Consider the following 21284-nt stretch of genomic DNA (forward strand, 5'->3'; position numbering starts at 1 on the left):
GTCGTTGGTGGTTGATCGCGCAGTTCCCCGCGCCCCTGGCGGCGTGGGTGTGGACCTGCATCTAGAAGTCATCGCCGCTGAGGGGCGTCGTGCTGGGCTTGAGCGTGCCCTGCGCGACGCCGTTCGGGATGGGCGGCTTGCTCCTGGGGCTCGGTTGCCCGCTACTCGGCGGCTCGCGGCTGAGTTGGGGGTTTCGCGGGGGACCGTGAAGGCCGCTTACGACCAGCTCGTCGCCGAGGGGTATCTGACTGCTCGGCAAGGTGCCGGTACGCAGGTCGCCCCGCTGCCCTCCGCCACCGCCGAGCCGCCGGAGGCCGCCGCACGCGCGCGTGCGCCCCTGTTCGATCTGCGGCCGGGGAGTCCGGACGTGGGGGCGTTTCCGGCCGCTGCTTGGCTGCGTGCGCTGCGGCGTGCCATCGCCACGGCGCCCTCCGCGGCGTACGACTACGGGGATCCGCGAGGGCGTATCGAACTGCGGACCGCGCTGTCGGGGTATCTGGGACGCGCGCGGGGTGTCATCGCGCCGCCGGAGCGGATCGTGATCACCTCCGGGTATGTGCAGGGGCTCTCGCTGCTGACGCGTGTGCTGGAGGGCGGCACCTTCGGGATGGAGGATCCCGGGCTGCCCTTTCACCGGGAGGTGGTGCGGCGTGCGGGCGGGAGCGTGGTGCCCGTCCGGGTCGATGAACGGGGGGCCTGCGTCGAGGGGTTCGGGGATGCAGCCGCCGTGGTCGTCACGCCGGCGCATCAGTATCCGACCGGCGTGACGCTGCATCCCGAGCGGCGGCGGGCGCTCACCGACTGGGCACGCGCGCGTGGCGGGCTGATTGTCGAGGACGACTACGACGGGGAGTTCCGTTACGACCGGCAGCCCGTCGGTGCCCTTCAGGGGATGGCACCGAGGCAAGTGGTCTATCTGGGCACCGCCTCCAAGACGCTGGGGCCCGCGCTGCGGCTCGGCTGGATGGTGTTGCCGCCTGACCTGGTCGACGCGGTGGCCGACACCAAGCTGCACAGCGACCATCACACCGAGTCCATCGGGCAGTTGGCGCTCGCCGAGCTGATCGACAGCCATGCGTACGACCGTCATGTGCGCGCGTGCCGGTTGCGGTACCGGCGGCGCCGGGACCGGCTCGTGGAACGGCTGGGGGCGCGGCGGCACGTGCGGGGGATCGCGGCCGGGTTGCATGCGCTGGTGGAGGTCGAGGACGAGGCGGCGGCTCTGGAGCGGGCGGAGGCCGCGGGGCTCGCCGTCGGTCATCTGGGCGAGCACTGGCACGCATCCGGTGAGGGCCGGCCTCAGGGGCTGGTCGTGGGGTACGGGACGCCTCGGGAGCGGGTGTATCCGGAGGCGCTGGAGGTGTTGGGTAAGGTGCTGGACCGCTGAAATTGGGTCACTGAAGGAGCGGTTGATTGGGCCTTCTGAGGGGTCCAGTGCGCTTCTAGTGTCGTCGGCATGACGAACTCGCTCGTCCCGCCCGCGGGCCCTCAGCGTGTCCTGGCCCTGGCTCAGCTGACCAACTCGGTCGGCGACGGCGCCTACTACGTGACGTCCGCCCTGTACTTCACCCATGTCGTCGGCCTCGACCCCGCGCGCGTGGGACTGGGGCTCACCCTCGCGTGGGGCGTCGGGTCGCTGGCGGGCGTACCGCTGGGGCGGCTCGCGGACCGGCGTGGGCCGCGCGGTACGGCGGTGCTGCTGGCGTTGGCGACGGGGCTCGCGGTGGCGTCGTTCCTTGTCGTACGGGGCTTTGTGCCGTTCGTTGTCGCGGCGTGTGCGTACGCCACCGCGCAGTCCGGGCTCGCGGCGGCCCGGCAGGCGCTGCTGGCCGGGCTGGTGTCCGCCGGGGAGCGGACCGGGCTGCTGGCGCATCTGCAGGCGACGCTCAACGCCGGTCTGGCGGTGGGCGCCGGACTGGGCGGGCTCGCGCTGCAGGCCGGGACCACGACGGCGTATCTCGGGGTGTTCGCGTTGGACGCGGCGAGTTTCGTGGTGTGTGCGGGGCTGCTGCTGAGGCTGCCGGCCGTTGCCCACGCGCGCGTGGAGCGTGCCGAGCGGCTCGGGGTCCTGCGCGACCGGCCGTATGCCGCCATCACGCTGCTCAACACCGTCCTGCTGCTGCGGATGCCCTTGCTCAGCCTCGGGATACCGTTGTGGATCACGGAGCGGACGGATGCTCCGGCCTGGCTGGTGGCAGCGCTGTTCGTGCTCAACACCGGGGCGGTGATGGCCCTTCAGGTGCGAACGGCACGCGGGATCACGGGGCTCGCGACGGCCACGCGCGCGGTGCGGCGGTCGGGCTGGGTGATGCTGGCCGCGTGTGGGGTGTTCGCGCTGTCGGCGGGCGTTTCGTCGTGGGTGGCCGTGGCTGTCCTGGTGATCGGCGCGGTGCTGCAGGTCGTCGCCGAGATGGGGCAGTCGGCGGGCTCCTGGCAGCTGTCGTTCGACCTCGCGCCGGCCGACCGGGTCGGTGAGTACCAGGGCTTCTTCGGCACCGGCGTGACCGTCGCCCGCACCGCCGGTCCGCTCGTCCTGACGACGCTGCTCGTGGGGTGGGGGACATCGGGCTGGCTGCTGCTGGGCGCGACGACGCTGGCGGCGTCGTATGCGATGGGACCGGCGGCCCGGATGGCCACCGGCCGGAGGCATCGTGACGTCAGACCGCGGCCGGTACGCGTGCGCTGACCGGCAGCGAGTCCAGGAACAGCGCCCCCGCCAGCAGCCCCGCACTCCCCCGCGGGCTCCACGCGCGCGCGTGCAGGTCGGCGTCGAGGGCGGTCAGAGCTGCGCGGCCCGCCTCCGTCGCCGTACCGCCCGCCTCCAGGACACCGCGGGCACCGGCCTGGACATGGCGCAGCCCCAGCGGGCCCGCCGTGTACAGCAGTTCGGTGTCCTGGAGGGTGGACATCACCGTGAGCAGGGCGTCGAGCTGGGCCTCGCCCTCCGTGGCGCCGGCCGAGCGGACCGTGGTGAGCGCGTCCAACGCCCGCCGTACGTGCGGGAATCCGGCGCGGGCCTCGCCGCGGGCGCCCGCGGCACCGTACTTGGCGGACACCGAGGACCCCCGGGAGGGCCTGCGCGGGGCGCGCTTGTCGGGGTGCGCGGCGATGCGCTTGGCGGTCGCGGCCACCTCGCGCGCACCGGCCCGGGGGTCGAGGGCGGATGCCGCGACCAGCAGGCCGAGCGCCCACAGAGCACCGCGGTGGCCGCCGCCCGCGAGGCCCACCGAGTGCTCGGTGCAGCGCCCGATCGCGCCCAGTTCGGCACGTAGTCCGGGCGTGGGTTCGCCGGTGCGGCGGGCCGCCGCGGCCATCGCCGCGAGGCCGGGCGTCAGCGCCTTGGCCGACCAGCGCAGGGCACGGTGGTCCCTGCGCGTGGCGCGGGCGCCCAGGTCACGCGGGTCGGGCAGGCCTGGCTTGGGAGCCAGCGCCAGCTGCCCGGTCAGCGCGGTCACGGCGGCCCCCGCCAGCCTCTCGTCCTCGCGGCTCGTCATCGTCGTACCTACGAGGCCGCGGACGCCGAAGCCGACGGGGCGTCGCTCGGCGGGGTGCCCGTGGGCGGCGTACCGCCCTCGCCGCCACCGCCGCTGCCCTCGCCGGTGTTCTCGGCGTCCGGATCGACGCCCAGGGTGAGGAAGCCCTTGTAGCCCCTGGAGGGGTCGGCCTTCTTGACCGGTTTGAGGGTGAGCAGGCCGCTGGACGCGCCGCCGCCGTCGTACACCATGTCGTTGTCGAGGGTCGTGTAGCTGCCGGAGTGCTGGGCGTAGGGCTCCAGGGTGAAGATCTGCTGGGCGATCTCGTCGTCGAAGAAGAACTGGCCGGTGTAGTTGACCTTGCCGCCCTCGTAGGTGTCGTCCTCCTTCTCGCCGCCGGTGTGCACCTTCACGTGGATGTGGCAGGTGCGCGGGGTGTACCAACCCGGGAAGATCGTCTCGAACTTGACGACCCCGTTGGCATTGGCGACCTGGTAGCCGCGCAGGTAGGTCTTGTCGTTGGCCGTCGAGCCGTCCTCGTTCTCGGCGGGGGCCGAGCCGCCGGGGTTGGCGGTGGTGTAGCCGGAGTAGTAGCCCCAGGCGTCGCAGTGCCAGATCTCCACGGCCGCGCCGGGGACCGGGGTGCAGCCGTCGGTGGCGTCGACGACGGTGAGGCGCAGGGTCAGCGGGACGCCGCTCTTGCCCTCGGTGATGTCCTTCCGCACCAGGGCACCGTCGAGGTAGTAGGGGCCTTCCGTGACGCTCGACATCAGCGTCATGCAGGCGTCGCCGCTGCTGGTGGCGCTCGCCGAGGCGGTCGCGGTCGCTTCGGCGGTCGTCGTCTCGTCGGCGAACGCCGTCTGGTAACCGGCGACGGCGAGGCCGCCCGCCGCGACCGTGCCACCGGTCACCGCGAGGGCGCGGCGCCGGGTGATCGTGTTGTTCCTGTGGTTTCCCGTCATGGTCGGGAACGTAGGGACGCCGTCCGTCAGGGAGATGGGCGGGCGCTGTGCTCCGGCTGTGAATGCTGAGGAGCCTGAAGCCTCACAGCCGCGGGTGCTCGTCGTGCAGGATCCGCTGGAACATCCGGTGGTCGCGCCACTGGCCGTCGACGTGGAGGTAGCGCGGGGCGGTGCCGATCGGCTCGAACCCGCACTTCTCCAGCACGCGTTGGGATCCCGTGTTGTCCAGCAGGGTGGTGGCCTCGATCCGGTGCAGTCCGACGCGGTCGCGGGCGATACCGCACACCTGCTGTACGGCGGCGGTCGCCAGGCCGCGTTTCTGGTGGTCGGCGGCGACCCAGTAGCCGAGATAGGCGCTGCAGAAGGGCCCCAGAGTGATGCCGGTCAGCGTGATCGTCCCGACGATCCGGCCGCCGGACACCAGCACCCAGGGCACGAGTCGGCCCTCGGCGAACTCCCGCAGCCGTGCCTCGATGCGTTCGGCCTGTCCGTCGACGGTGAAGAAGCTCTCCGGGCGGCGCGGCTCCCAGGGGGCGAGGAAGTCCCGGTTCTCGACGTACGCCTCACAGAGTGCGACCGCGTCGGACGGCGCGGTGAGCCGGAGTGTCACCCCGCCCGGCAGCTCTTCGGTTGCGATCTCCATCCGCCCACCCTAAGGACCCTGAAGACCGAGGTGACGGGGCTGGGCAGAGCCGCACGTATGAAAAGCGCTACTCCAACGGGGGTGGGTGCGGTGCGGGTCGGCCGTGGGGCTGACGGCCGCTCCTTGATGATCTTGGGCGTCTGCGTGTGACCAGGACTCTGACTAGGAGCAGTAGAATGTCACATAGCACTGTCCGGCCCGCGTCGCGTTCCCGCCTGATCACTTGGCTGGCAGCCCTCGGCGCCATCACGGCCCTGGTACTCGGCTCCCCGACCACGTCGGTCGCCGCCGACGCCCCGAAACCGCCCGGGGGGCCGACCGTCTCGGGCCCCGAGGCCATGATCCGCGGAACCCTCCAGCCGGATGCCTCACCACCGGGGGCGAACGACTGGCAGTGCCGGCCGAGCGCCGCTCACCCGCGCCCTGTCGTCCTGCTGCACGCCACCTGGTCGAACGCCAACCTGAACTGGATCATGCTGTCCACCTGGCTGAAGAACGCCGGGTACTGCGTCTTCGCGCCGAACTACGGCGGGCAGCCGGGAGTTCCGTTCAAGGCCACCCGACACATCCCCGACTCCGCCCGCGAGATCGCCCGCTACGTGGACCGCGTGCTGGAGGCCACCGGTGCCCGGCAGGTCGACCTGGTGGGCCACTCCCAGGGCGGCGGTGTGCTGCCCCGCTGGTACCTGCGGTTCGAGGGCGGCACGAACCCGGCGGACAAGGCGCACAACAAGGTCCGCCGGCTCATCGGCCTGGCCCCGTCCAACCACGGCGCCACCGCCTCCGGCTTGGGCACCCTCACCACCGAACTCGGTCTCAACCAGACGGTGTCCCTCGTCGCGGGACAGGCGTACGCGGACCAGATGGTCGGGTCCCAGGTGCACACCACGCTCGACCGGGACGGCGACACACAGCCGGGCGTCGACTACACGGTGATCACCACGCGATACGACGAGGTCGTCACGCCCTACCACCACCAGTTCCTCAAGGCAGGTCCTGGCGCGACCGTACGCAACATCCTTCTCCAGGAGGTCTGTCCCCAGGACGTCTCCGAACATGTGTCGATCGCCTACGACTCCAACGCCCTGCAACTCGTCGGCAACGCCCTCGACCCCGCCCATGCCCGGCCCGTGAGCTGCCGCTTCTCGGCGCCCCTCCTCGGCGGCTGACCCGCCACAGGCGTCACACCGCCATCAGCTGGGCGTCGTTCTTCCACTTGAGGATCTTGTCGAAGCTGACCACCGCGCCGCCACGTCCCGGCTTGTTGCCGATCTGGACGTGGTCGGCGAGTTCCCGGATGAGGTACAGGCCGCGGCCGTGCTCGGCTTCGCTGTGGGAGGGGCGCAGGCTCTGCCGGCCGGTGAAGCCCGGTCCTGAGTCGGCCACTTCGATACGGCACTTCTCGCCGTCGAGGTAGGCGGTGACGCGGTAGGCCTCCGACGAGCCGCCGTGCCCGGTGTCGCCGCCGTGCTCCACGGCGTTCGCGCAGGCCTCGGTGAGGGCGACGGAGAGGTCGTAGGAGATGTCGGGGTCGACGCCCGCGCTCTCCATCGTGCCGAGCAGAAGCCGTCGGGCCAGGGGAACGCTCGCAGCCTCGCGCCGCAGATGGAGTGACCACCAGATGCTCATGCTCCAGCCTCCCGGCCCGCGGCTCGACATACCGTTACGTATTGCCGCAAGCGCCCGGGCGTAAGCGCATCGTTGACGTGATGCCGCCCATACGGCCGATGTGCCGGGGGCGTTGATCGGTGTATGCGGGGGGCATCCAGGGGCGAGACACACCAGAAGGTGATCTTCCGGTCGTACGCCATGTTGCGGACCTGCCGTGGGGGACCCGTAGGGCCAGTGCGATGATTGGCCCGCCATGACTGCCCCCCACCAGCGCTGGGCGCGCTCCGGACAGGATCTCCGGGTGCTGCGGGCCGCGGTGTTCGCCGCGGTCTGCGTCGTGCTGGCCGCTGCCGGGCACGCCCTCGCCTCCTGCGCGACAGTGCCGCTGTGGACGCTGGGCGCGGGATTCCTGGGGGTCTTCGGGGTGGCGGCGCCGCTCGCCGGGCGGGTGCGTTCGCTGCCGGGGATCGCGGGACTGCTCGCGGTCGGGCAGGTGGTCCTGCACTCGGTGTTCGGGCTCGGGCAGCATGCCGCGACGGCTTCGGCCGGCTCGACGACGGGCTCCGCCGGTGACGCCTCGCTGGTCGCGCAGGCCGCCCGCCTGGTGTGCGGGTCAGCCGCGGCGGCGATCAGCCCCGCACAGGCCCACCGGATCCTCACCGAGGCGCGGATCAAGCCGGTGGGTACGCACACGGATCATGCGGCCGACACCGTAGCCGCGGCCCCCTCCACGTCCCTGTTGCCGTCCCTGCCGATGCTGCTCGGCCATGTCCTCGCGGCGATCGCGGCGGGGTGGCTGCTGCGCCGGGGGGACCTGGCGCTGTTGCGGCTCGTCGAGTTGTCGGCGCACGGGGTCGCCGAGGGGGCGCTCGTACGATCCCTGCGCGGGGCGCTCGCGCTGGCGCGTGCCCTGAGCGCCGGGCTGCCCGCCACGCCGGAAGCCGGTCCGCGTCCGACGCGCACCGCGCCGCTCGCGCCACCGCGGCCCCGCACCACCGCACTCCAGCACACGGTGATCAGACGCGGCCCGCCGGCCGCCCGGCTTGTTCTCGCCGCCTGACGCGACGCGCGCCCTTCACGACGTACGGAGTCACGGATCCGTAAGGGGCCGCCGTCGCGCGGCACACACGCGTGCCGGTTCTCGTGCCGAACAGCACCCACGCGCGCGTGTACCCCTCTTCACCACCGGAATCCGCGACTTCTCACTCGAAGTGGAGTGCCCTGTATGAAGGCCTCTCGTCTCGCCGCCGCCGGCGCCCTCGCCGCCTCGGCCGTCGTCGTCCTGTCCTCCCCCGCGTTCGCGCACGTCTCCGTGCAGCCCGAGGGGACCGCCGCCAAGGGCGGTTACGCGGTCGTCGACTTCCGCGTCCCCAACGAACAGGACGACGCCTCGACCACCAAGCTCGAGATCAACTTCCCGACCGACCACCCGCTGGCATCCGTGATGCCGGAGCCGGTCGAGGGCTGGAGCATCAAGACCACCAAGTCCACGCTCGACAAGCCCGTCGAGGTGCACGGCGAGAAGCTCTCCGAGGCGATCACCAAGATCACCTGGACCGCCACCGGCACGGGCACCGACAAGGGGATCCAGCCCGGCTTCTTCCAGAAGTTCCCGGTCTCCATGGGCGCGCTGCCCGAGGACACCGACGAACTCACCTTCAAGGCGCTCCAGACCTACTCCAACGGAGACGTCGTCCGCTGGATCGAGGAGCAGCAGGAGGGCCAGGAGGAGCCCGAGAACCCGGCTCCGGTGCTCACCCTGTCCGCCGCCGAGGAGGGCCACCACGGCTCGGGGGCGAGCCAGGAGCCCGCCGACGACGCCGCGGCAGCCGCCGCGACCACCACCGCCGACGCCGAGACCGACAGCAGCGACACCACCGCCCGCGTGCTCGGCATCGTCGGCATCGTCATCGGCGCGCTGGGCGTGGCCTACGGCGTGCTCGCCGGCCGCCGACGCACCGACAACGCCTGAGCCCGCCATCCGCGGTGCGCGCCGGGGGCGTACGACTCGTCCGCACGCCCCCCAAAGGCCCGGTCGGGCCATACGCCCCCGGCGCGCGCCGGAGTTCACACATCTGGGACATTTTTCTATGCACAAGAAGACGTTCGCGGCGGCCGCGCTGCTCGCCGCCGCCACCCTGACCCTCTCCGCCTGCGGCAGCAGCGACGGCGGTGACTCGCCCGTCGCCGTGGTCTCCGAGGAGGCCGCCACGGACAAGGCCGCCACCATCCTCGACAAGCCGTTCGAGAAGCCGGACCTCGTCCTCACCGACACGAACGGCAAGTCGTACGACTTCCGCAAGGAGACCAAGGGCCACCCGACCCTGCTCTACTTCGGCTACACCAACTGCCCCGACGTCTGCCCGCTGACGATGAACAACATCGCCGTCGCCAAGAAGCAGCTGCCGAAGGCCGAACAGGACCAACTGCGGGTCGTGTTCGTCACCACCGACCCCGACCGGGACACCGCGAAGGCGCTCGGCAAGTGGCTCAAGGGCATCGACACGCAGGTGGTCGGCCTGACCGGCGACTTCGCCACCATCCAGGCCGGCGCCCGCACCCTGGGCATCTCCATCGAGCCGCCGCACAAGGAGAAGGGCAAGATCGTCTCCACGCACGGCACCCAGGTCATCGCCTTCTCCCCGAAGACCGACGGGGGTTACGTCCTCTACGGCGAGGACGCCACCGTCGACGACTACACCGCCGACCTCCCCAAGCTCATCAAGGGTGAGAACCCGTGAAGCGGATCGCCCTGACCGGCACGGCCCTGGTGGGCACGCTGGTCCTGGCCGGCTGCGGCGGCTCGGCCTCGGCGGACAGCGAGCCCGAACTGTCCGTCGGCGCCGCCTACATGCCGCAGCCGGTCTCGGACTCCATGGCGGCGGGCTTCCTCACCATCGACAACAAGGGCGGTACGAAGGACGAGCTGACCTCCGTCACCAGCGACGCCGGCACGGTCACCGTCCACGAGACCGTCGGCTCGGCCATGCAGGAGGTCGCCTCCCTCGACGTACCCGCACACGGTCAACTCGTGTTCAAGAGCGGCGGAAACCACCTGATGTTCGAGAAGCTGAAGCGGAAGCCGAAGCAGGGCGAGACGCTCTCCGTCGAACTGCACTTCGCCGAGTCCGGCCCGATCACGGTTGAGATGCCGGTGAAGTCGGCGACGTACAACCCCAAGACCGGGCACTGAGGGAGGGACCCACCTGTGACACAGACCATCGCCCCCCGCGTCCGGACCCTGGTGCTGCTGCTCCTGGCCGCGACCGGGCTGCTCCTCGCCGGAGCCGGGCAGGCGTCCGCACATGCCGCGCTGAGCGGCAGCGACCCCCAGCAGGGTGCGGTGGTCGACAAGGCCCCGGCCCAGGTGTCGCTGACCTTCACCGAGCAGGTCTCGACGTCCGACGACTCCCTGCGCGTGCTCGACCCCAAGGGCAAGCGCGTCGACAGCGGCGCCCCGTCCAACGTGACCGGGACGACGTACTCCGTGAAGCTGCACAGCGGCCTGCCCGACGGCACATACACCGTCTCCTACCAGGTCGTCTCCGCGGACAGTCATCCCGTCGCCGGCGCCTACACCTTCTCCATCGGCGCCCCCTCCGCCACCTCCGTCTCGGTGGCCGACGAGACCGTGGGCGGCGGGGTCGTGGGCTGGCTGTACGGGTTCGGGCGGTACATGTCGTATGCCGGATTCATCGTGCTGGTCGGCGGCGCCGCCTTCGTCCTGGCCTGCTGGCAGCGCGGCTCCGGAGTGCGGGCCATGCAACGGCTCGTCGTCTCCGGATGGATCACGCTCACCGCGGCCACCCTCGGGCTGCTGCTCCTGCGCGGCTCCTACACCAGCAGCGGGAAGGCCGGCGACATCTTCGACCTGGATCTGCTCGGGCAGGTCCTCCAGACCAAGACGGGCGCGGCCCTCGTCTCCCGGCTGCTGCTGCTCGCCGCGGCGGCGCTGTTCATCGCGGTGCTGTTCGGCGCCTACGACAAGCGGGAGGAAGAGGAGAAGCGGGACCTGACCTTCGGGCTCGCGGTCGGCGGGGTCGTCGTGGCCGCGGGGCTCGCGTCGAGCTGGGCGATGTCCGAGCACGCCTCCGTCGGTATCCAGGCCGGGATCGCGATGCCGGTCGACGTCCTCCATCTGCTCGCCGTCGCCGCCTGGCTCGGCGGACTCACCGCGCTGCTCCTCGCGCTGTACCGGGCGCCCGCGGACAACCCGCTCGACTCCACCGCCGTACGCCGCTTCTCGACCGTCGCCTTCAGCAGCGTCGTCGCGCTGGTCGCGACCGGGATCTACCAGTCCTGGCGCCAGCTCGGCTCCTGGTCGGCGTTCACCGACACGACGTACGGCCAGCTGCTGCTCGTCAAGATCGGACTCGTGGTGCTGCTCGTCGGCGTCGCATACCTCTCACGGCGGTGGACGGCCCGGCTGGCGGAGACGGTGCCCGTGGCGGCGAATGTCGAGGTCGTCGAGAAAGAGCCCGCTGGTGCCCGGGTGAGCCGGGACACGAAGCAGGCCGACGGCGACTCCAAGCGGGCCGCGCAGCTCGCCCGGCAGCAGGCCGCGATGGACGAGGCGCGGCAGAAGCGGTCACGGGACGCCGATCCGAACCGGTTCGGGCTACGGCGCTCCGTGCTCGCGGAGGCGGGCGTCGCCGTCGTCCTGCTCGCCGTCACCACCGTGCTGACCCAGACCGAGCCGGGACGCACGGAGGAGGACGCCAAGGCCGCGACCTCGTCCGCCGCTTCTTCCTCGGACTCGGCGTCCGGGGCGCTGACCCTGGACATGCCGTTCGACACGGGCGGCGAGGACGGCAAGGGCCTCGTACGGATCGACCTGGACCCCGCGCGCGTGGGCGGCAACGAGATGCACGTCTACGTGCAGCGTCCCAACGGCCGGGCCTTCGACATCCCCGAGGTGAAGGTCGCCTTCACCCTTGAGTCCAAGAACATCGGGCCGCTGCCCGTCACGCCCGACCACATCACCACCGGCCACTGGTCGGCGACCGGGGTGCAGATCCCCATGGCGGGCGAGTGGAAGATCGCCGTGACCGTACGGACCTCCGACATCGACCAAGTGACCGTCGACAAGAACGCGCAGATCGGCTGAACGACCATCATGGCTGACCACACGTCCATCCCTGGGGCCCGTACGTCTGACGCCCCTGACGCGGCTCCTGTCGCTCACGAGGGCATCTCGCGGCGGAAGCTCCTCGGCACCGCCGGTGCCACCGGGCTCGTCCTCGGAGCGGCGGGCGGTGCCGTGGGGTACACGGCGGCGCCCTCCGAGGCCACGCCGCTGACCTCGCTCGGCGCCGGGCAGGCGATGTTTCACGGGAAACATCAGCCCGGCATCACCGAGGGGCTCCAGGCTCGCGGGCACCTGATCGCCTTCGACCTGACGGCGGGCGCGGGGCGCAAGGAAGCCGCCGCGCTGCTGCGGCGCTGGTCGGAGACGGCACGGCGGCTGATGGCGGGGGAGGCGGCGCAGCAGGACGACACGGATGTGGCGCGGGACGCCGGGCCGTCCTCGCTGACGGTCACCTTCGGCTTCGGACACAGCTTCTTCGCCCGTACCGGCCTGGAGAAGCAGCGGCCGGTCTCCCTCGACCCGCTGCCCGACTTCTCCTCCGACCATCTCGACAAGGCCCGCAGCAACGGCGACCTGTGGGTCCAGATCGGCGCCGACGACGCCCTGGTCGCCTTCCACGCGCTGCGCGCCATCCAGAAGGACGCGGGCGGCGCGGCCCGCATCCGCTGGCAGATGAACGGCTTCAACCGCTCGCCCGGCGCCACCGCCCACCCCATGACGGCACGCAACCTCATGGGCCAGATCGACGGCACCCGCAACCCCAAGCCGAGCGAGTCCGACTTCGACCAGCGGATCTTCGTGCCGGCGTCCCCGTCGAACGACCCGGAGTGGATGGCGAACGGCTCCTACGCCGTCGTACGACGGATCCGCATGCTCCTCGACGACTGGGAGCAGCTCTCGGTCAAGGCCCAGGAGGACGTCATCGGGCGCCGCAAGTCCGACGGGGCGCCGCTGTCCGGGGGCGCCGAGACGACCGAGATGGACCTGGAGAAGACGGACGCGCAAGGGAATCTCGTCGTCCCGATCAACGCCCACGCGCGCATCACCCGGCCCGACCAGAACGGCGGGGCCGCGATGCTGCGGCGGCCCTTCTCGTACCACGACGGTTTCGGCACGGACGGCGTGCCGGACGCGGGGCTGCTGTTCGTCTGCTGGCAGGCGGATCCGCTGCGCGGCTTCGTGACCGTGCAGCGAAAGCTGGACCGGGGGGACGCGCTGTCGAAGTTCATCCGGCACGAGGCGAGCGGGCTGTTCGCGGTGCCGGGTGGGGCCGCGGAGGGGGAGTACGTGGGGCAGCGGTTGCTGGAGGGGTGAGAGTGGCTTGCCCGAGGGGCTCCGGTGAGATGCGTGGGCCGTGTCATTGAGGGCCCATTAGGGTGAGGTCATGCCAGCCAGCTATGCGTATCTCGGCCCTGAAGGCACCTTCACCGAAGTCGCCCTGCGCACCCTTCCCGAGGCGGCCACCCGGGAGCTGATCCCCTACGTGTCCGTGCAGTCCGCGCTCGACGCGGTCCGCGGCGGTGAGGCCGAGGCCGCGTTCGTGCCCATCGAGAACTCCGTCGAGGGCGGCATCACGACCACCCTCGACGAGCTCGTCGCGGGCGCGCCGCTGATGATCTACCGCGAGGTGCTGCTGTCCATCACCTTCGCGCTTCTGGTCCGGCCGGGCACGAAGCTGTCGGACATCAAGACGGTCTCCGCACATCCGGCGGCCCAGCCGCAGGTCCGGAACTGGCTGAAGAACAACCTCCCGGACGCGCACTGGGAGTCGGCCGCCTCGAACGCGGACGCCGCTCGCCTGGTCCAGGAGGGCCAGTACGACGCCGCCTTCGCCGGCGAGTTCGCCGCCGCCCGGTACGGCCTCGAGGCCCTGGAGACCGGGATCCATGACGCCGAGAACGCCCAGACCCGATTCGTACTGGTGGGCCGACCCGCCCGGCCCGCGGCGCCGACCGGCGCGGACAAGACCTCCGTCGTGTTGTGGCAGCGCGACGACCACCCCGGCGGGCTGCGCGATCTGCTGGGCGAGTTCGGCACCCGGGGCATCAACCTGATGCTGCTCCAGTCCCGGCCCACCGGCGCCGGCATCGGCAACTACTGCTTCTGCATCGACGCCGAGGGCCACATCTCGGACCGCAGGGTCGCCGAGGCCCTGATGGGGCTCAAGCGGATCTGCCTCCAGGTGCGCTTCCTCGGTTCGTATCCGCGTGCCGATGTGCAGCCTGGGGATGTACGGGCTCCGCTGAAGGGGACCTCGGACGACGAGTTCGTGTCGGCGTCGGAGTGGGTGGCGCGCTGCCAGGACGGGCGGTTCTGAGCCCGGGTTCCGGGTCGCTGAGCCTTGGTGCCGGGCAGGCAGACGGCACATGACGCGCGGGTTGCGGGCTGGTTTCGGCCGGTCCTACCTGCTGATTTACGTTATCCACAGGAGTTATCCACAGGGTGCCATCTCGACCTGGGGACAAGTCGACAACGGAGCGCGACTTGGTCGACAAATCGCCGTACAGCGGGCAAGTTCGTCCACAGCCCCTGCGGTCACTCTTCGTCCACCCGTTTCCTTGGGTCAATCCTTTGGGGCGACCCATTTCCACCCGAAAGTGAGCCTGGGGGTGGTTTGGCTCGGGAATTCTTCGGACGGCGGACGCGATTCGGAATGATCACTTGCGACATCCACAGATCTTTCGCACAGCCTGTGGATAACTCTTCGAGGCTGTGGAGCCCTGTGGACAACGGATCCCCCAAGTCCCGTTCCCCGCAAGGAAATCGAGTCAACCGGGCGCCAAGCCGATGACCCGTTCCAGGGGGTGAGACGCCTTTTGTTGACACACAGGGCAATTCACTCATAACGCAACGTAAGACTCGGTTCGGACACCGCTCGGAATAGTGAGTCGTGTGCCGTCAGTCCGCACCGGTAGCCTTGGCCGCGTGATTGACCTTCGCCTGCTCCGTGAGGACCCCGACCGTGTGCGTGCGTCGCAGCGCGCCCGTGGAGAGGACGTCGCGCTCGTCGACTCCCTCCTGTCTGCCGACGAGCGGCGCAGGTCGTCCGGCGTCCGCTTCGACGAGCTGCGCGCCGAGCAGAAGGCGCTCGGCAAGCTGATCCCCAAGGCCTCGGGGGACGAGAAGGCCGAGCTGCTGAAGAAGGCGAGCCAGCTCGCCGCCGACGTCAAGGCGGCCGACGCGGAGCGCGACGCCGCCGCCGCAGAGACCCAGGAGCTACTGCTCCGGCTGGGCAACCTCGTCCACCCTGACGTCCCCGTGGGCGGCGAGGAGGACTTCGTCGAGCTGGAGACGCACGGCACGATCCGCGACTTCGGCGCCGAGGGCTTCGCGCCCAAGGACCACCTGGAGCTCGGCCAGCTGCTCGGCGCGATCGATGTCGAGCGCGGTGCGAAGGTCTCGGGCTCGCGCTTCTACTTCCTGACGGGTGTGGGCGCGCTCCTGGAACTGGCGCTGGTGAACGCGGCGATCGCGCAGGCCACGGCTGCCGGTTTCACGCCGATGCTGACCCCGGCGCTGGTCCGCCCCCAGTCGATGGCCGGCACCGGCTTCCTCGGCCAGGCCGCCCAGGACGTCTACCACCTCGCCAACGACGACCTCTACCTGGTCGGCACCTCCGAGGTACCCCTCGCCGCGTACCACATGGACGAGATCATCGACGCCGACCGCCTCCCGCTGCGCTACGCGGGCTTCTCGCCCTGCTTCCGCCGCGAGGCCGGTTCGCACGGCAAGGACACACGGGGCATCTTCCGCGTCCACCAGTTCGACAAGGTCGAGATGTTCTCGTACGTCGCCCCGGAGGACTCGCGGGCCGAGCACCAGCGCCTGCTGGAGTGGGAGAAGCAGTGGCTGACGTCGCTGGAGCTGCCGTTCCGCGTCATCGACGTCGCGACCGGTGATCTGGGCTCCTCGGCCGCCCGCAAGTTCGACTGCGAGGCGTGGATCCCGACTCAGGGCAAGTACCGGGAGCTGACGTCGACCTCGGACTGCACCGAGTTCCAGTCCCGCCGTCTGTCGATCCGCTTCCGTGACGGCAAGCAGGTCAAGCCGCTGGCGACGCTGAACGGCACGCTGTGCGCCGTACCGCGCACGATCGTGGCGATCCTGGAGAACCACCAGCAGGCCGACGGCTCGGTCCACGTGCCCGAGGTGCTGCGTCCCTACCTGGGCGGCCGAGAGGTCCTGGAGCCGGTGGCCAAGTGAGCGCCGGTTTCCCCTATCGGCTCATCGCGACCGACCTCGACGGAACGCTCCTGCGGTCCGACGAGTCGGTCTCCCGCCGCACCCGTGAGGCGCTCGCCGCGGCCACGGAGGCCGGTGCCGCGCACATCGTGGTGACCGGCCGCGCGGTCCCGTGGACGCGGCACATCCTCGACGACCTCGGCTACGAGGGCCTCGCGGTCTGCGGCCAGGGCGCGCAGGTGTACGACGCCGGGCAGCACCGTCTGCTGACGTCGGTGACGCTGGACCGGCAGCTGGCGGGGGTGGCCCTGGCGAAGATCGAGGCGGAGGTCGGGCCGCTGTATCTGGCGGCGAGCCGGGACGGGCTGGACGGTGAGGTCCTGGTCGGGCCGGGCTACGCGGTCACGGGGGCGCTGCCGTCGATCCCGTTCACGGACGCGTCGGATCTGTGGACGGCGCCGCTGAACAAGATCTACATCCAGCACCCTGAGCTGTCGGACGACGAGCTGGCGGAAGCCTCGCGGCGGGCCGCAGGGGGGTTCGTCACCGTCGCCATGGCCGGCGAGGGCATCGTCGAGCTGCTGCCGCTGGGATTGTCGAAGGCGACGGGGCTGTCGCTGGCCGCGCGCCGTCTGGGTGTGAAGGCCGCGGAGACGATCGCCTTCGGCGACATGCCGAATGACGTGCCGATGTTCGGCTGGGCGTCGTACGGGGTGGCGATGGCCAACGCCCATGAGGAGCTGAAGGCTGTGGCCGATGAGGTGACCGCGTCCAACGAGGAGGACGGGATCGCGGTGGTGCTGGAGCGTCTGCTCGCCGACTGACGAGCACAGCTGCGGGCAGTCGTGCCGCTGGGGCGGCACGGGTGGGCGCAGCGGCACCTCGTGGCGCCGAGCTGCGCGGCCAACCCCGTGCGCCCCAGCGGGGGTGCCCCCTTCGGCGAGGGGGCTAAAGGGAGGGCGGCCCACGCGAGAGCGACGTCGCGTGCTCGAAGCGGCCGCCCCGGGCAGCTCCCCGTGCGGAGCGGGTTCGACGGTGGGGTAACTACACCGGAACTCGCCGCGGGCTGCCCTGTCGGGAGCTGTGCGTACTGCCGTGCATGGACATCGCGCAGTTCCTCTCCCAGAACGTGGCGCCGAACTCACCGCCCGGCGTCGTGGACACAACCACTGTGCCTGTACGACGAGTTGGACGCCACTGAATTAGGGGCGGCCGTGGGACCGCTACCGGCGCCGCCGCCTGCGCCGACGGGACTTGCTGAAGAACCACCCCGCGGGCGGCTCGTCGGACCGCCATGGCTGGGGTTCGGGCTTCTCCTCGCGCCAACGGGCGGCGAGCATCCGGGCGCGGGCGGACGGCTCGGAGGTCTCGGCGGAGCGTATGAAGTCGTCGTCCAGGACCAACTCGTCCCAGGCGTCCCCCGACTCCGGCTGTTCGCCGCCCTGCGTCGACTCTCCTGCCATCCCCGGTGCCTCCCTGCCGTGCGTCCCCCGTTGTGCCCAGTGTGTCCCGACAGGGGTGAAGGTCCTGTCAACAAGTCCCTGTCAATGAGCGGGGTGTCTACTCCTCGCCCGCCAGCGTCAGCGACCGCAGCTTCTGCCCGGCGTACCAGGTGGCGAGGATGGTCACCACGACCAGCAGCACCGTGGCCGTCGTCAGTCCGACGTCCGAGGTCACCATGTCTCCGCCGGCGACCTTGTGGGCGACGGCCAGCGCCCACTGCTGGACGCTGAGCGTGCGCGCTCCGGAGACCAGGGAGCCGAACAGTGCCTCCCAGACCAGCGCGTAGACGAGTCCGAAGACCACCGCGTGCTTGGACACCGTGCCCAGCAGCAGGAAGAGCGCGGCGTACGCGATGGAGGCGACCAATGCGGCGACCGTGTAGGCGACGGCGATCTGCTGGCCGTTGCCGTTGAGGATGAAGCCGGCGATCAGGGTCGGCACCGCCGAGAACACCATGGTCACGGCGATCGCGACGATCAGCTTGGTGAAGATGATCGTGGGGCGTTTCACCGGCTTGGACAGCAGATAGACCACGGAGCCGTCGTCGATCTCCGGGCCGATCGCTCCGGTGCCGGCGATGACGCCGATGATCGGCACCATGGTGGCGAGCGCGAGGCCGCCCAGTAGGTCCGCCGCGGTCTGATCGTCCGTGCCGACCAGGGCGCGCACGATCACGGAGATCGCGATGAGCAGCAGGGGCAGGGCGCCCAGGATGAGGGCCCGGCGACGGCCGAGCAGGGCTCGGTAGGTGAGTCGGGCGACTGTGGGGTCGTACATCTTGGCCTCCTACGCCGCGACCAGATACGAGAACACGGACTCGAGGGACTCGTCGGACGGCGAGACCGTCAGCAGACGGATGCCGTGGTCCCGGGCCACCCGCGGCAACAGGGCGGTGAAACGGCCGAAATCGACGGCCTGGACGCGCAACGCGCCCTCGGCCAGGTCGACTTCGATGCCGGCCGTCGACGGATCGGAGATCAACGCGGCCGCGAGCGCGCGGTCGTCGCTGGAGCGCACCAGGTAGCGGTGCGGGCGGTCGGTCATCAGGCGGCGGATCTTGCGGAAGTCGCCGCTGGCCGCGTGCCGTCCGGCGACGACGACCTCGATGTGGCGGGCGAGTTGCTCGACCTCTTCGAGGATGTGGGACGAGAACAGGACCGTGCGGCCCTCGTCGCCCATTTTCCGCAGCAGGTCCATCAGCTGCATGCGCTGACGCGGGTCCATGCCGTTGAAGGGTTCGTCGAGGAGCAGGAGCGAGGGGTTGTGGACCAGGGCGCTGGCCATCTTCACGCGCTGCCGCATGCCCTTGGAGTACGTGGAGATCTTGCGGTCCTGCGCGTATTCCATCTCGACGGTGGCCAGGGCCTTCTGGGCGGCCTTGGCTCCGAGGCCGTGCAATTCGGCGTTGGCGACGACGAATTCGCGGCCGGTGAGGAAGTCGTACATCGCCTCGCGTTCGGGGACGATGCCGATGTGCTTGTAGATCTGCTCGTTGCGCCAGGTCGGCTGGCCGTCGAGGGTGACGGTGCCCGTTGAGGGGGCCAGGAAGCCGCCCATCATGTTGATGAGGGTGGACTTTCCGGCGCCGTTGGGGCCGAGCAGGCCGGTGACACCGGGGCCGATCGTCATGGTGATGTCGTTGACGGCGACCACGTTGCCGAACCAGCGGGAGACGTGGTCGATGGAGAGCGTGGTCACAGTCCGACCTTTCGGTAGCGGCGCATCAGGAGGCCGTAGCAGGCGGCGATCAGGCCCAAGGTGACGAGGACGTAGACCACGCCCTCGCCATTGGACGGGCCGACGGCGCCTGGGAAGGCCGATGAGGCTCCGAGGAACGCCGACTGCACTCCGTCGATGAGCGTGATCGGCGAGAACAGGCCGATCCAGGCGATGGCGTCGGTCGTGCCCTGTGCGTCGGCGATGGCCTGAAGCGTGGAGACGGCGCCGTAGGAGATGGTCAGGACGGCGATCACGGCCGCGATGCCGAAGCCGCGGCGCGGGGTGACCGAGGCGATGACGAGGCCGATCCCGGCGAAGAGCAGTGAGAGCAGAGCCACGGCGACGAGTCCCTGGCCGAATCCCTTGGTCTGGTCGGCGAAGTCGAGTTTCGCGAGCAGCGCGCCCACGTAGAGCACGATCAGCGGGGCGGCGGTGAGGATGAACATGGCCGAGGCGAGCGCCGCGTACTTGGCGCGTACGTAGTCGGCGGTCTCGATGGGCCGTGAGAAGTACAGCGGCACGGTCTTGAAGCGCAGGTCGCGGGAGACGGACTGGGGTGCCTGCGAGGCGACATACAGACTGATGACGGCCTGAAGGAAGATCGCGTATTCCGTGTAGTCGACGGGCAGTTTGCTGGCCTTCGTGGCGACCGCGACGGCGACCATGATGGCCGCGGGCACGCACATCACCACGAACAGCAGCATCGGCAGCACCTTGGACTTCACCGAGCGGCCGAGGCCGTAGGAGCCGCGCAGGGACTGCGAGTAGAGCGAGCGGGTGGCGTAGGAGCGGCCGAGGCGGGGGCCGTCGTAGTTGCGGTAGCCGATGTTGTGGATGCGGGTCTGGTCGCCCGGGGGTGCCGCTACGGGGTGCTCAACTGCCATGGCCGACGGCCTCCTTCCGCTGTGCGTCGGTGTCCTGGGAGGCCTCGTCCGTGAAGACCTCGGAGATGTGGTGCCTGCGCTGTTCCATGCGGACCAGGCCGAGGCCGAGGTCGGCCACCACGTCGCGGACGAGGTCGTAGGTCTCCTCGCCCTGCGCGGTGAGCAGCAGGATGTGACCGGCGCCCGGCAGGCCGCTCGCCGAGTCGAGAAGGTCCACCCCGCGCGCGAGCAGCGCCTCGCGCATCGCGCGGGTGCCGTCCGGGTGTTCGTCGGTGTCGGTGACCTCGACGGCGAGCGTCGTCGTGGTCTGGGTGAAGTCCGTGGTGGAGCTGGAGCGCAGGAGCTTGCCGCCGTCGACCACGACGACGTGGTCGCAGGTGCGCTCCAGTTCGCCCAGCAGGTGCGAGGTGACCAGGACGGAGATGCCGAAGTCGGTGTAGATCCGGCGGATCAGGCCGAGCATCTCGTCGCGGCCGACCGGGTCGAGGCCGTTGGTCGGCTCGTCCAGGAAGACCAGCTGCGGGTCGTGCACCAGGGCCTGGGCCAGTTTCACGCGCTGCTTCATGCCGGTCGAGTAGCCGCCGATGGGGCGGTAGCGCTCCTCGTACAGACCGACATGGCGCAGGGTGTCCGCGGTGCGCTCGCGCGCGGCGGCGGGCGGGAGGCCGGACATGCGTGCCATGTGGACGACGAACTCGGTGGCCGAGACGTCCGGCGGCAGACAGTCGTGTTCCGGCATGTAGCCGACTCGCTCGCGGATCGCGGCGCCCTTGGTGGCGACGTCGAGTCCGAGCACTTCGGCACGGCCTTCGGTGGCAGGGGACAGACCCAGCAGGATCTTGATCAGTGTGGACTTGCCGGCTCCATTGGCTCCGACGAGTCCGGTCACACCGGGCTCGACGTCCACGGAGAGCCGGTCAAGCGCGGTCACCCGGGGGAACCGCTTGCTCAGGCTTTCGGTCGCGATCACAGTCACGTGTAAGACGGTAGTGACGCAAACCACTCGGGTCGTCAGACCGGAGAGCCGTCTTGGCGTCCCTCTCGAGTATTACGGGGCCCTAGGGGTCACCCTGAGGTCGAACAACGTCGGCCATCTTTTCCACATCGGCGGCCTTGTCCACAGGCCCGCACAGGCCTATTGACGCAGCCTCCAACAACTGTCACATTCGCCAGTGTCAAGTTACGGACACGTACCGCGGTCAGCGTGGACAGGGTGGG

The 21284-nt window shown here is 70.5% G+C and carries 21 protein-coding genes; 12 read left to right on the forward strand and 9 right to left on the reverse strand.

Annotated elements, in window-relative coordinates:
- Positions 1 to 49: 49 nt before the first annotated feature.
- Together pdxR and ACTWQO_RS15935 are read left to right on the forward strand one after the other, a co-directional pair.
- Positions 50 to 1387, forward strand: a complete 1338-nt coding sequence (gene pdxR, locus ACTWQO_RS15930; RefSeq protein WP_443238050.1) for a MocR-like pyridoxine biosynthesis transcription factor PdxR — start codon at positions 50 to 52, stop codon at positions 1385 to 1387.
- Between the two features lie 69 nt (positions 1388 to 1456).
- Complete coding sequence (locus ACTWQO_RS15935; protein ID WP_443237970.1) at positions 1457 to 2686, forward strand: MFS transporter; 1230 nt, start codon at positions 1457 to 1459, stop codon at positions 2684 to 2686.
- Here the strand turns inward: ACTWQO_RS15935 and ACTWQO_RS15940 are convergent.
- From ACTWQO_RS15940 to ACTWQO_RS15950, 3 genes are all read right to left on the reverse strand, one after another.
- Positions 2658 to 3494 carry a triphosphoribosyl-dephospho-CoA synthase gene (locus tag ACTWQO_RS15940; protein ID WP_443237971.1) on the reverse strand — a complete coding sequence of 279 codons (837 nt, stop codon included), beginning with the start codon at positions 3492 to 3494 and terminating at the stop codon, positions 2658 to 2660. The two genes, ACTWQO_RS15935 and ACTWQO_RS15940, sit on opposite strands and share 29 nt — an antisense overlap.
- Before the next feature lie 8 nt (positions 3495 to 3502).
- Positions 3503 to 4435 (reverse strand): intradiol ring-cleavage dioxygenase, encoded by a 933-nt coding sequence (locus ACTWQO_RS15945; protein WP_443237972.1) that lies wholly within the window; start codon positions 4433 to 4435, stop codon positions 3503 to 3505.
- Between the two features lie 82 nt (positions 4436 to 4517).
- A complete protein-coding gene (locus tag ACTWQO_RS15950) occupies positions 4518 to 5078 on the reverse strand; it encodes a GNAT family N-acetyltransferase (protein WP_443237973.1) in 561 nt (186 codons plus the stop codon).
- 176 nt (positions 5079 to 5254) lie between these two features.
- On the opposite strand from ACTWQO_RS15950, the gene ACTWQO_RS15955 reads away from it, so the two are divergent.
- Positions 5255 to 6247 carry an esterase/lipase family protein gene (locus tag ACTWQO_RS15955; protein WP_443237974.1) on the forward strand — a complete coding sequence of 331 codons (993 nt, stop codon included), beginning with the start codon at positions 5255 to 5257 and terminating at the stop codon, positions 6245 to 6247.
- 13 nt (positions 6248 to 6260) lie between these two features.
- Here the strand turns inward: ACTWQO_RS15955 and ACTWQO_RS15960 are convergent, their stop codons facing one another.
- Positions 6261 to 6707 carry an ATP-binding protein gene (locus ACTWQO_RS15960; protein ID WP_443237975.1) on the reverse strand — a complete coding sequence of 149 codons (447 nt, stop codon included), beginning with the start codon at positions 6705 to 6707 and terminating at the stop codon, positions 6261 to 6263.
- Positions 6708 to 6942: 235 nt separating this feature from the next.
- On the opposite strand from ACTWQO_RS15960, the gene ACTWQO_RS15965 reads away from it, so the two are divergent.
- The 9 genes from ACTWQO_RS15965 (at position 6943) to ACTWQO_RS16005 (ending at position 16784) form a co-directional block, all read left to right on the forward strand.
- Complete coding sequence (locus ACTWQO_RS15965) at positions 6943 to 7749, forward strand: hypothetical protein (RefSeq protein ID WP_443237976.1); 807 nt, start codon at positions 6943 to 6945, stop codon at positions 7747 to 7749.
- 165 nt (positions 7750 to 7914) lie between these two features.
- On the forward strand, positions 7915 to 8661 hold the full coding sequence (locus ACTWQO_RS15970; protein WP_443237977.1) for a YcnI family copper-binding membrane protein: 747 nt from the start codon (positions 7915 to 7917) through the stop codon (positions 8659 to 8661).
- Positions 8662 to 8779: 118 nt separating this feature from the next.
- On the forward strand, positions 8780 to 9430 hold the full coding sequence (locus ACTWQO_RS15975; protein ID WP_443237978.1) for an SCO family protein: 651 nt from the start codon (positions 8780 to 8782) through the stop codon (positions 9428 to 9430).
- Positions 9427 to 9882, forward strand: a complete 456-nt coding sequence (locus ACTWQO_RS15980; RefSeq protein ID WP_443237979.1) for a copper chaperone PCu(A)C — start codon at positions 9427 to 9429, stop codon at positions 9880 to 9882. Before ACTWQO_RS15975 ends, ACTWQO_RS15980 begins: the two co-directional genes overlap by 4 nt.
- 15 nt (positions 9883 to 9897) lie before the next feature.
- Positions 9898 to 11796, forward strand: a complete 1899-nt coding sequence (locus ACTWQO_RS15985) for a copper resistance CopC/CopD family protein (RefSeq protein ID WP_443237980.1) — start codon at positions 9898 to 9900, stop codon at positions 11794 to 11796.
- Positions 11797 to 11805: 9 nt separating this feature from the next.
- Positions 11806 to 13092: an iron uptake transporter deferrochelatase/peroxidase subunit gene (efeB, locus tag ACTWQO_RS15990; RefSeq protein WP_443237981.1), complete on the forward strand. Its 1287-nt coding sequence runs from the start codon at positions 11806 to 11808 to the stop codon at positions 13090 to 13092.
- Between the two features lie 70 nt (positions 13093 to 13162).
- Positions 13163 to 14095: a prephenate dehydratase gene (pheA, locus tag ACTWQO_RS15995; RefSeq protein WP_443237982.1), complete on the forward strand. Its 933-nt coding sequence runs from the start codon at positions 13163 to 13165 to the stop codon at positions 14093 to 14095.
- Between the two features lie 608 nt (positions 14096 to 14703).
- The gene (serS, locus tag ACTWQO_RS16000; protein WP_443237983.1) at positions 14704 to 15981 is read left to right on the forward strand and encodes a serine--tRNA ligase; all 1278 of its coding nucleotides are present in this window, start codon (positions 14704 to 14706) and stop codon (positions 15979 to 15981) included.
- Positions 15978 to 16784, forward strand: a complete 807-nt coding sequence (locus tag ACTWQO_RS16005; RefSeq protein WP_443237984.1) for an HAD family hydrolase — start codon at positions 15978 to 15980, stop codon at positions 16782 to 16784. Before serS ends, ACTWQO_RS16005 begins: the two co-directional genes overlap by 4 nt.
- A gap of 399 nt (positions 16785 to 17183) precedes the next feature.
- Here ACTWQO_RS16005 and ACTWQO_RS16010 read toward each other — a convergent pair whose 3' ends face one another.
- The 5 genes from ACTWQO_RS16010 to ACTWQO_RS16030 all read right to left on the reverse strand — a co-directional run bounded on the left by ACTWQO_RS16010 (position 17184) and on the right by ACTWQO_RS16030 (position 21036).
- Positions 17184 to 17423: an SGM_3592 family protein gene (locus ACTWQO_RS16010; RefSeq protein ID WP_443237985.1), complete on the reverse strand. Its 240-nt coding sequence runs from the start codon at positions 17421 to 17423 to the stop codon at positions 17184 to 17186.
- 97 nt (positions 17424 to 17520) lie between these two features.
- The gene (locus ACTWQO_RS16015; protein ID WP_443237986.1) at positions 17521 to 18240 is read right to left on the reverse strand and encodes an ABC transporter permease subunit; all 720 of its coding nucleotides are present in this window, start codon (positions 18238 to 18240) and stop codon (positions 17521 to 17523) included.
- A 9-nt stretch (positions 18241 to 18249) separates the two neighbouring features.
- Positions 18250 to 19161 carry an ABC transporter ATP-binding protein gene (locus ACTWQO_RS16020; RefSeq protein WP_443237987.1) on the reverse strand — a complete coding sequence of 304 codons (912 nt, stop codon included), beginning with the start codon at positions 19159 to 19161 and terminating at the stop codon, positions 18250 to 18252.
- Positions 19158 to 20066, reverse strand: a complete 909-nt coding sequence (locus ACTWQO_RS16025) for an ABC transporter permease (RefSeq protein WP_301982368.1) — start codon at positions 20064 to 20066, stop codon at positions 19158 to 19160. Before ACTWQO_RS16025 ends, ACTWQO_RS16020 begins: the two co-directional genes overlap by 4 nt.
- The gene (locus ACTWQO_RS16030) at positions 20056 to 21036 is read right to left on the reverse strand and encodes an ABC transporter ATP-binding protein (protein ID WP_443238051.1); all 981 of its coding nucleotides are present in this window, start codon (positions 21034 to 21036) and stop codon (positions 20056 to 20058) included. Before ACTWQO_RS16030 ends, ACTWQO_RS16025 begins: the two co-directional genes overlap by 11 nt.
- Between the last annotated feature and the right edge of the window lie 248 nt (positions 21037 to 21284).

This window comes from Streptomyces sp. 4N124 (assembly GCF_052245395.1).
GTDB lineage: Bacteria > Actinomycetota > Actinomycetes > Streptomycetales > Streptomycetaceae > Streptomyces.

Coding starts and splice junctions, on each gene's coding strand:
- ACTWQO_RS15960 (WP_443237975.1), bottom strand. CDS start 6,707: ATGAGCATCTGGTGGTCACTCCATCTGCGGCGCGAGGCTGCGAGCGTT.
- ACTWQO_RS16025 (WP_301982368.1), bottom strand. CDS start 20,066: ATGGCAGTTGAGCACCCCGTAGCGGCACCCCCGGGCGACCAGACCCGC.
- ACTWQO_RS15940 (WP_443237971.1), bottom strand. CDS start 3,494: ATGACGAGCCGCGAGGACGAGAGGCTGGCGGGGGCCGCCGTGACCGCG.
- ACTWQO_RS15955 (WP_443237974.1), top strand. CDS start 5,255: ATGTCACATAGCACTGTCCGGCCCGCGTCGCGTTCCCGCCTGATCACT.
- ACTWQO_RS15935 (WP_443237970.1), top strand. CDS start 1,457: ATGACGAACTCGCTCGTCCCGCCCGCGGGCCCTCAGCGTGTCCTGGCC.
- ACTWQO_RS15975 (WP_443237978.1), top strand. CDS start 8,780: ATGCACAAGAAGACGTTCGCGGCGGCCGCGCTGCTCGCCGCCGCCACC.
- ACTWQO_RS16015 (WP_443237986.1), bottom strand. CDS start 18,240: ATGTACGACCCCACAGTCGCCCGACTCACCTACCGAGCCCTGCTCGGC.
- ACTWQO_RS15945 (WP_443237972.1), bottom strand. CDS start 4,435: ATGACGGGAAACCACAGGAACAACACGATCACCCGGCGCCGCGCCCTC.
- pheA (WP_443237982.1), top strand. CDS start 13,163: ATGCCAGCCAGCTATGCGTATCTCGGCCCTGAAGGCACCTTCACCGAA.
- ACTWQO_RS15950 (WP_443237973.1), bottom strand. CDS start 5,078: ATGGAGATCGCAACCGAAGAGCTGCCGGGCGGGGTGACACTCCGGCTC.
- efeB (WP_443237981.1), top strand. CDS start 11,806: ATGGCTGACCACACGTCCATCCCTGGGGCCCGTACGTCTGACGCCCCT.
- ACTWQO_RS15965 (WP_443237976.1), top strand. CDS start 6,943: ATGACTGCCCCCCACCAGCGCTGGGCGCGCTCCGGACAGGATCTCCGG.
- ACTWQO_RS15970 (WP_443237977.1), top strand. CDS start 7,915: ATGAAGGCCTCTCGTCTCGCCGCCGCCGGCGCCCTCGCCGCCTCGGCC.
- ACTWQO_RS16010 (WP_443237985.1), bottom strand. CDS start 17,423: ATGGCAGGAGAGTCGACGCAGGGCGGCGAACAGCCGGAGTCGGGGGAC.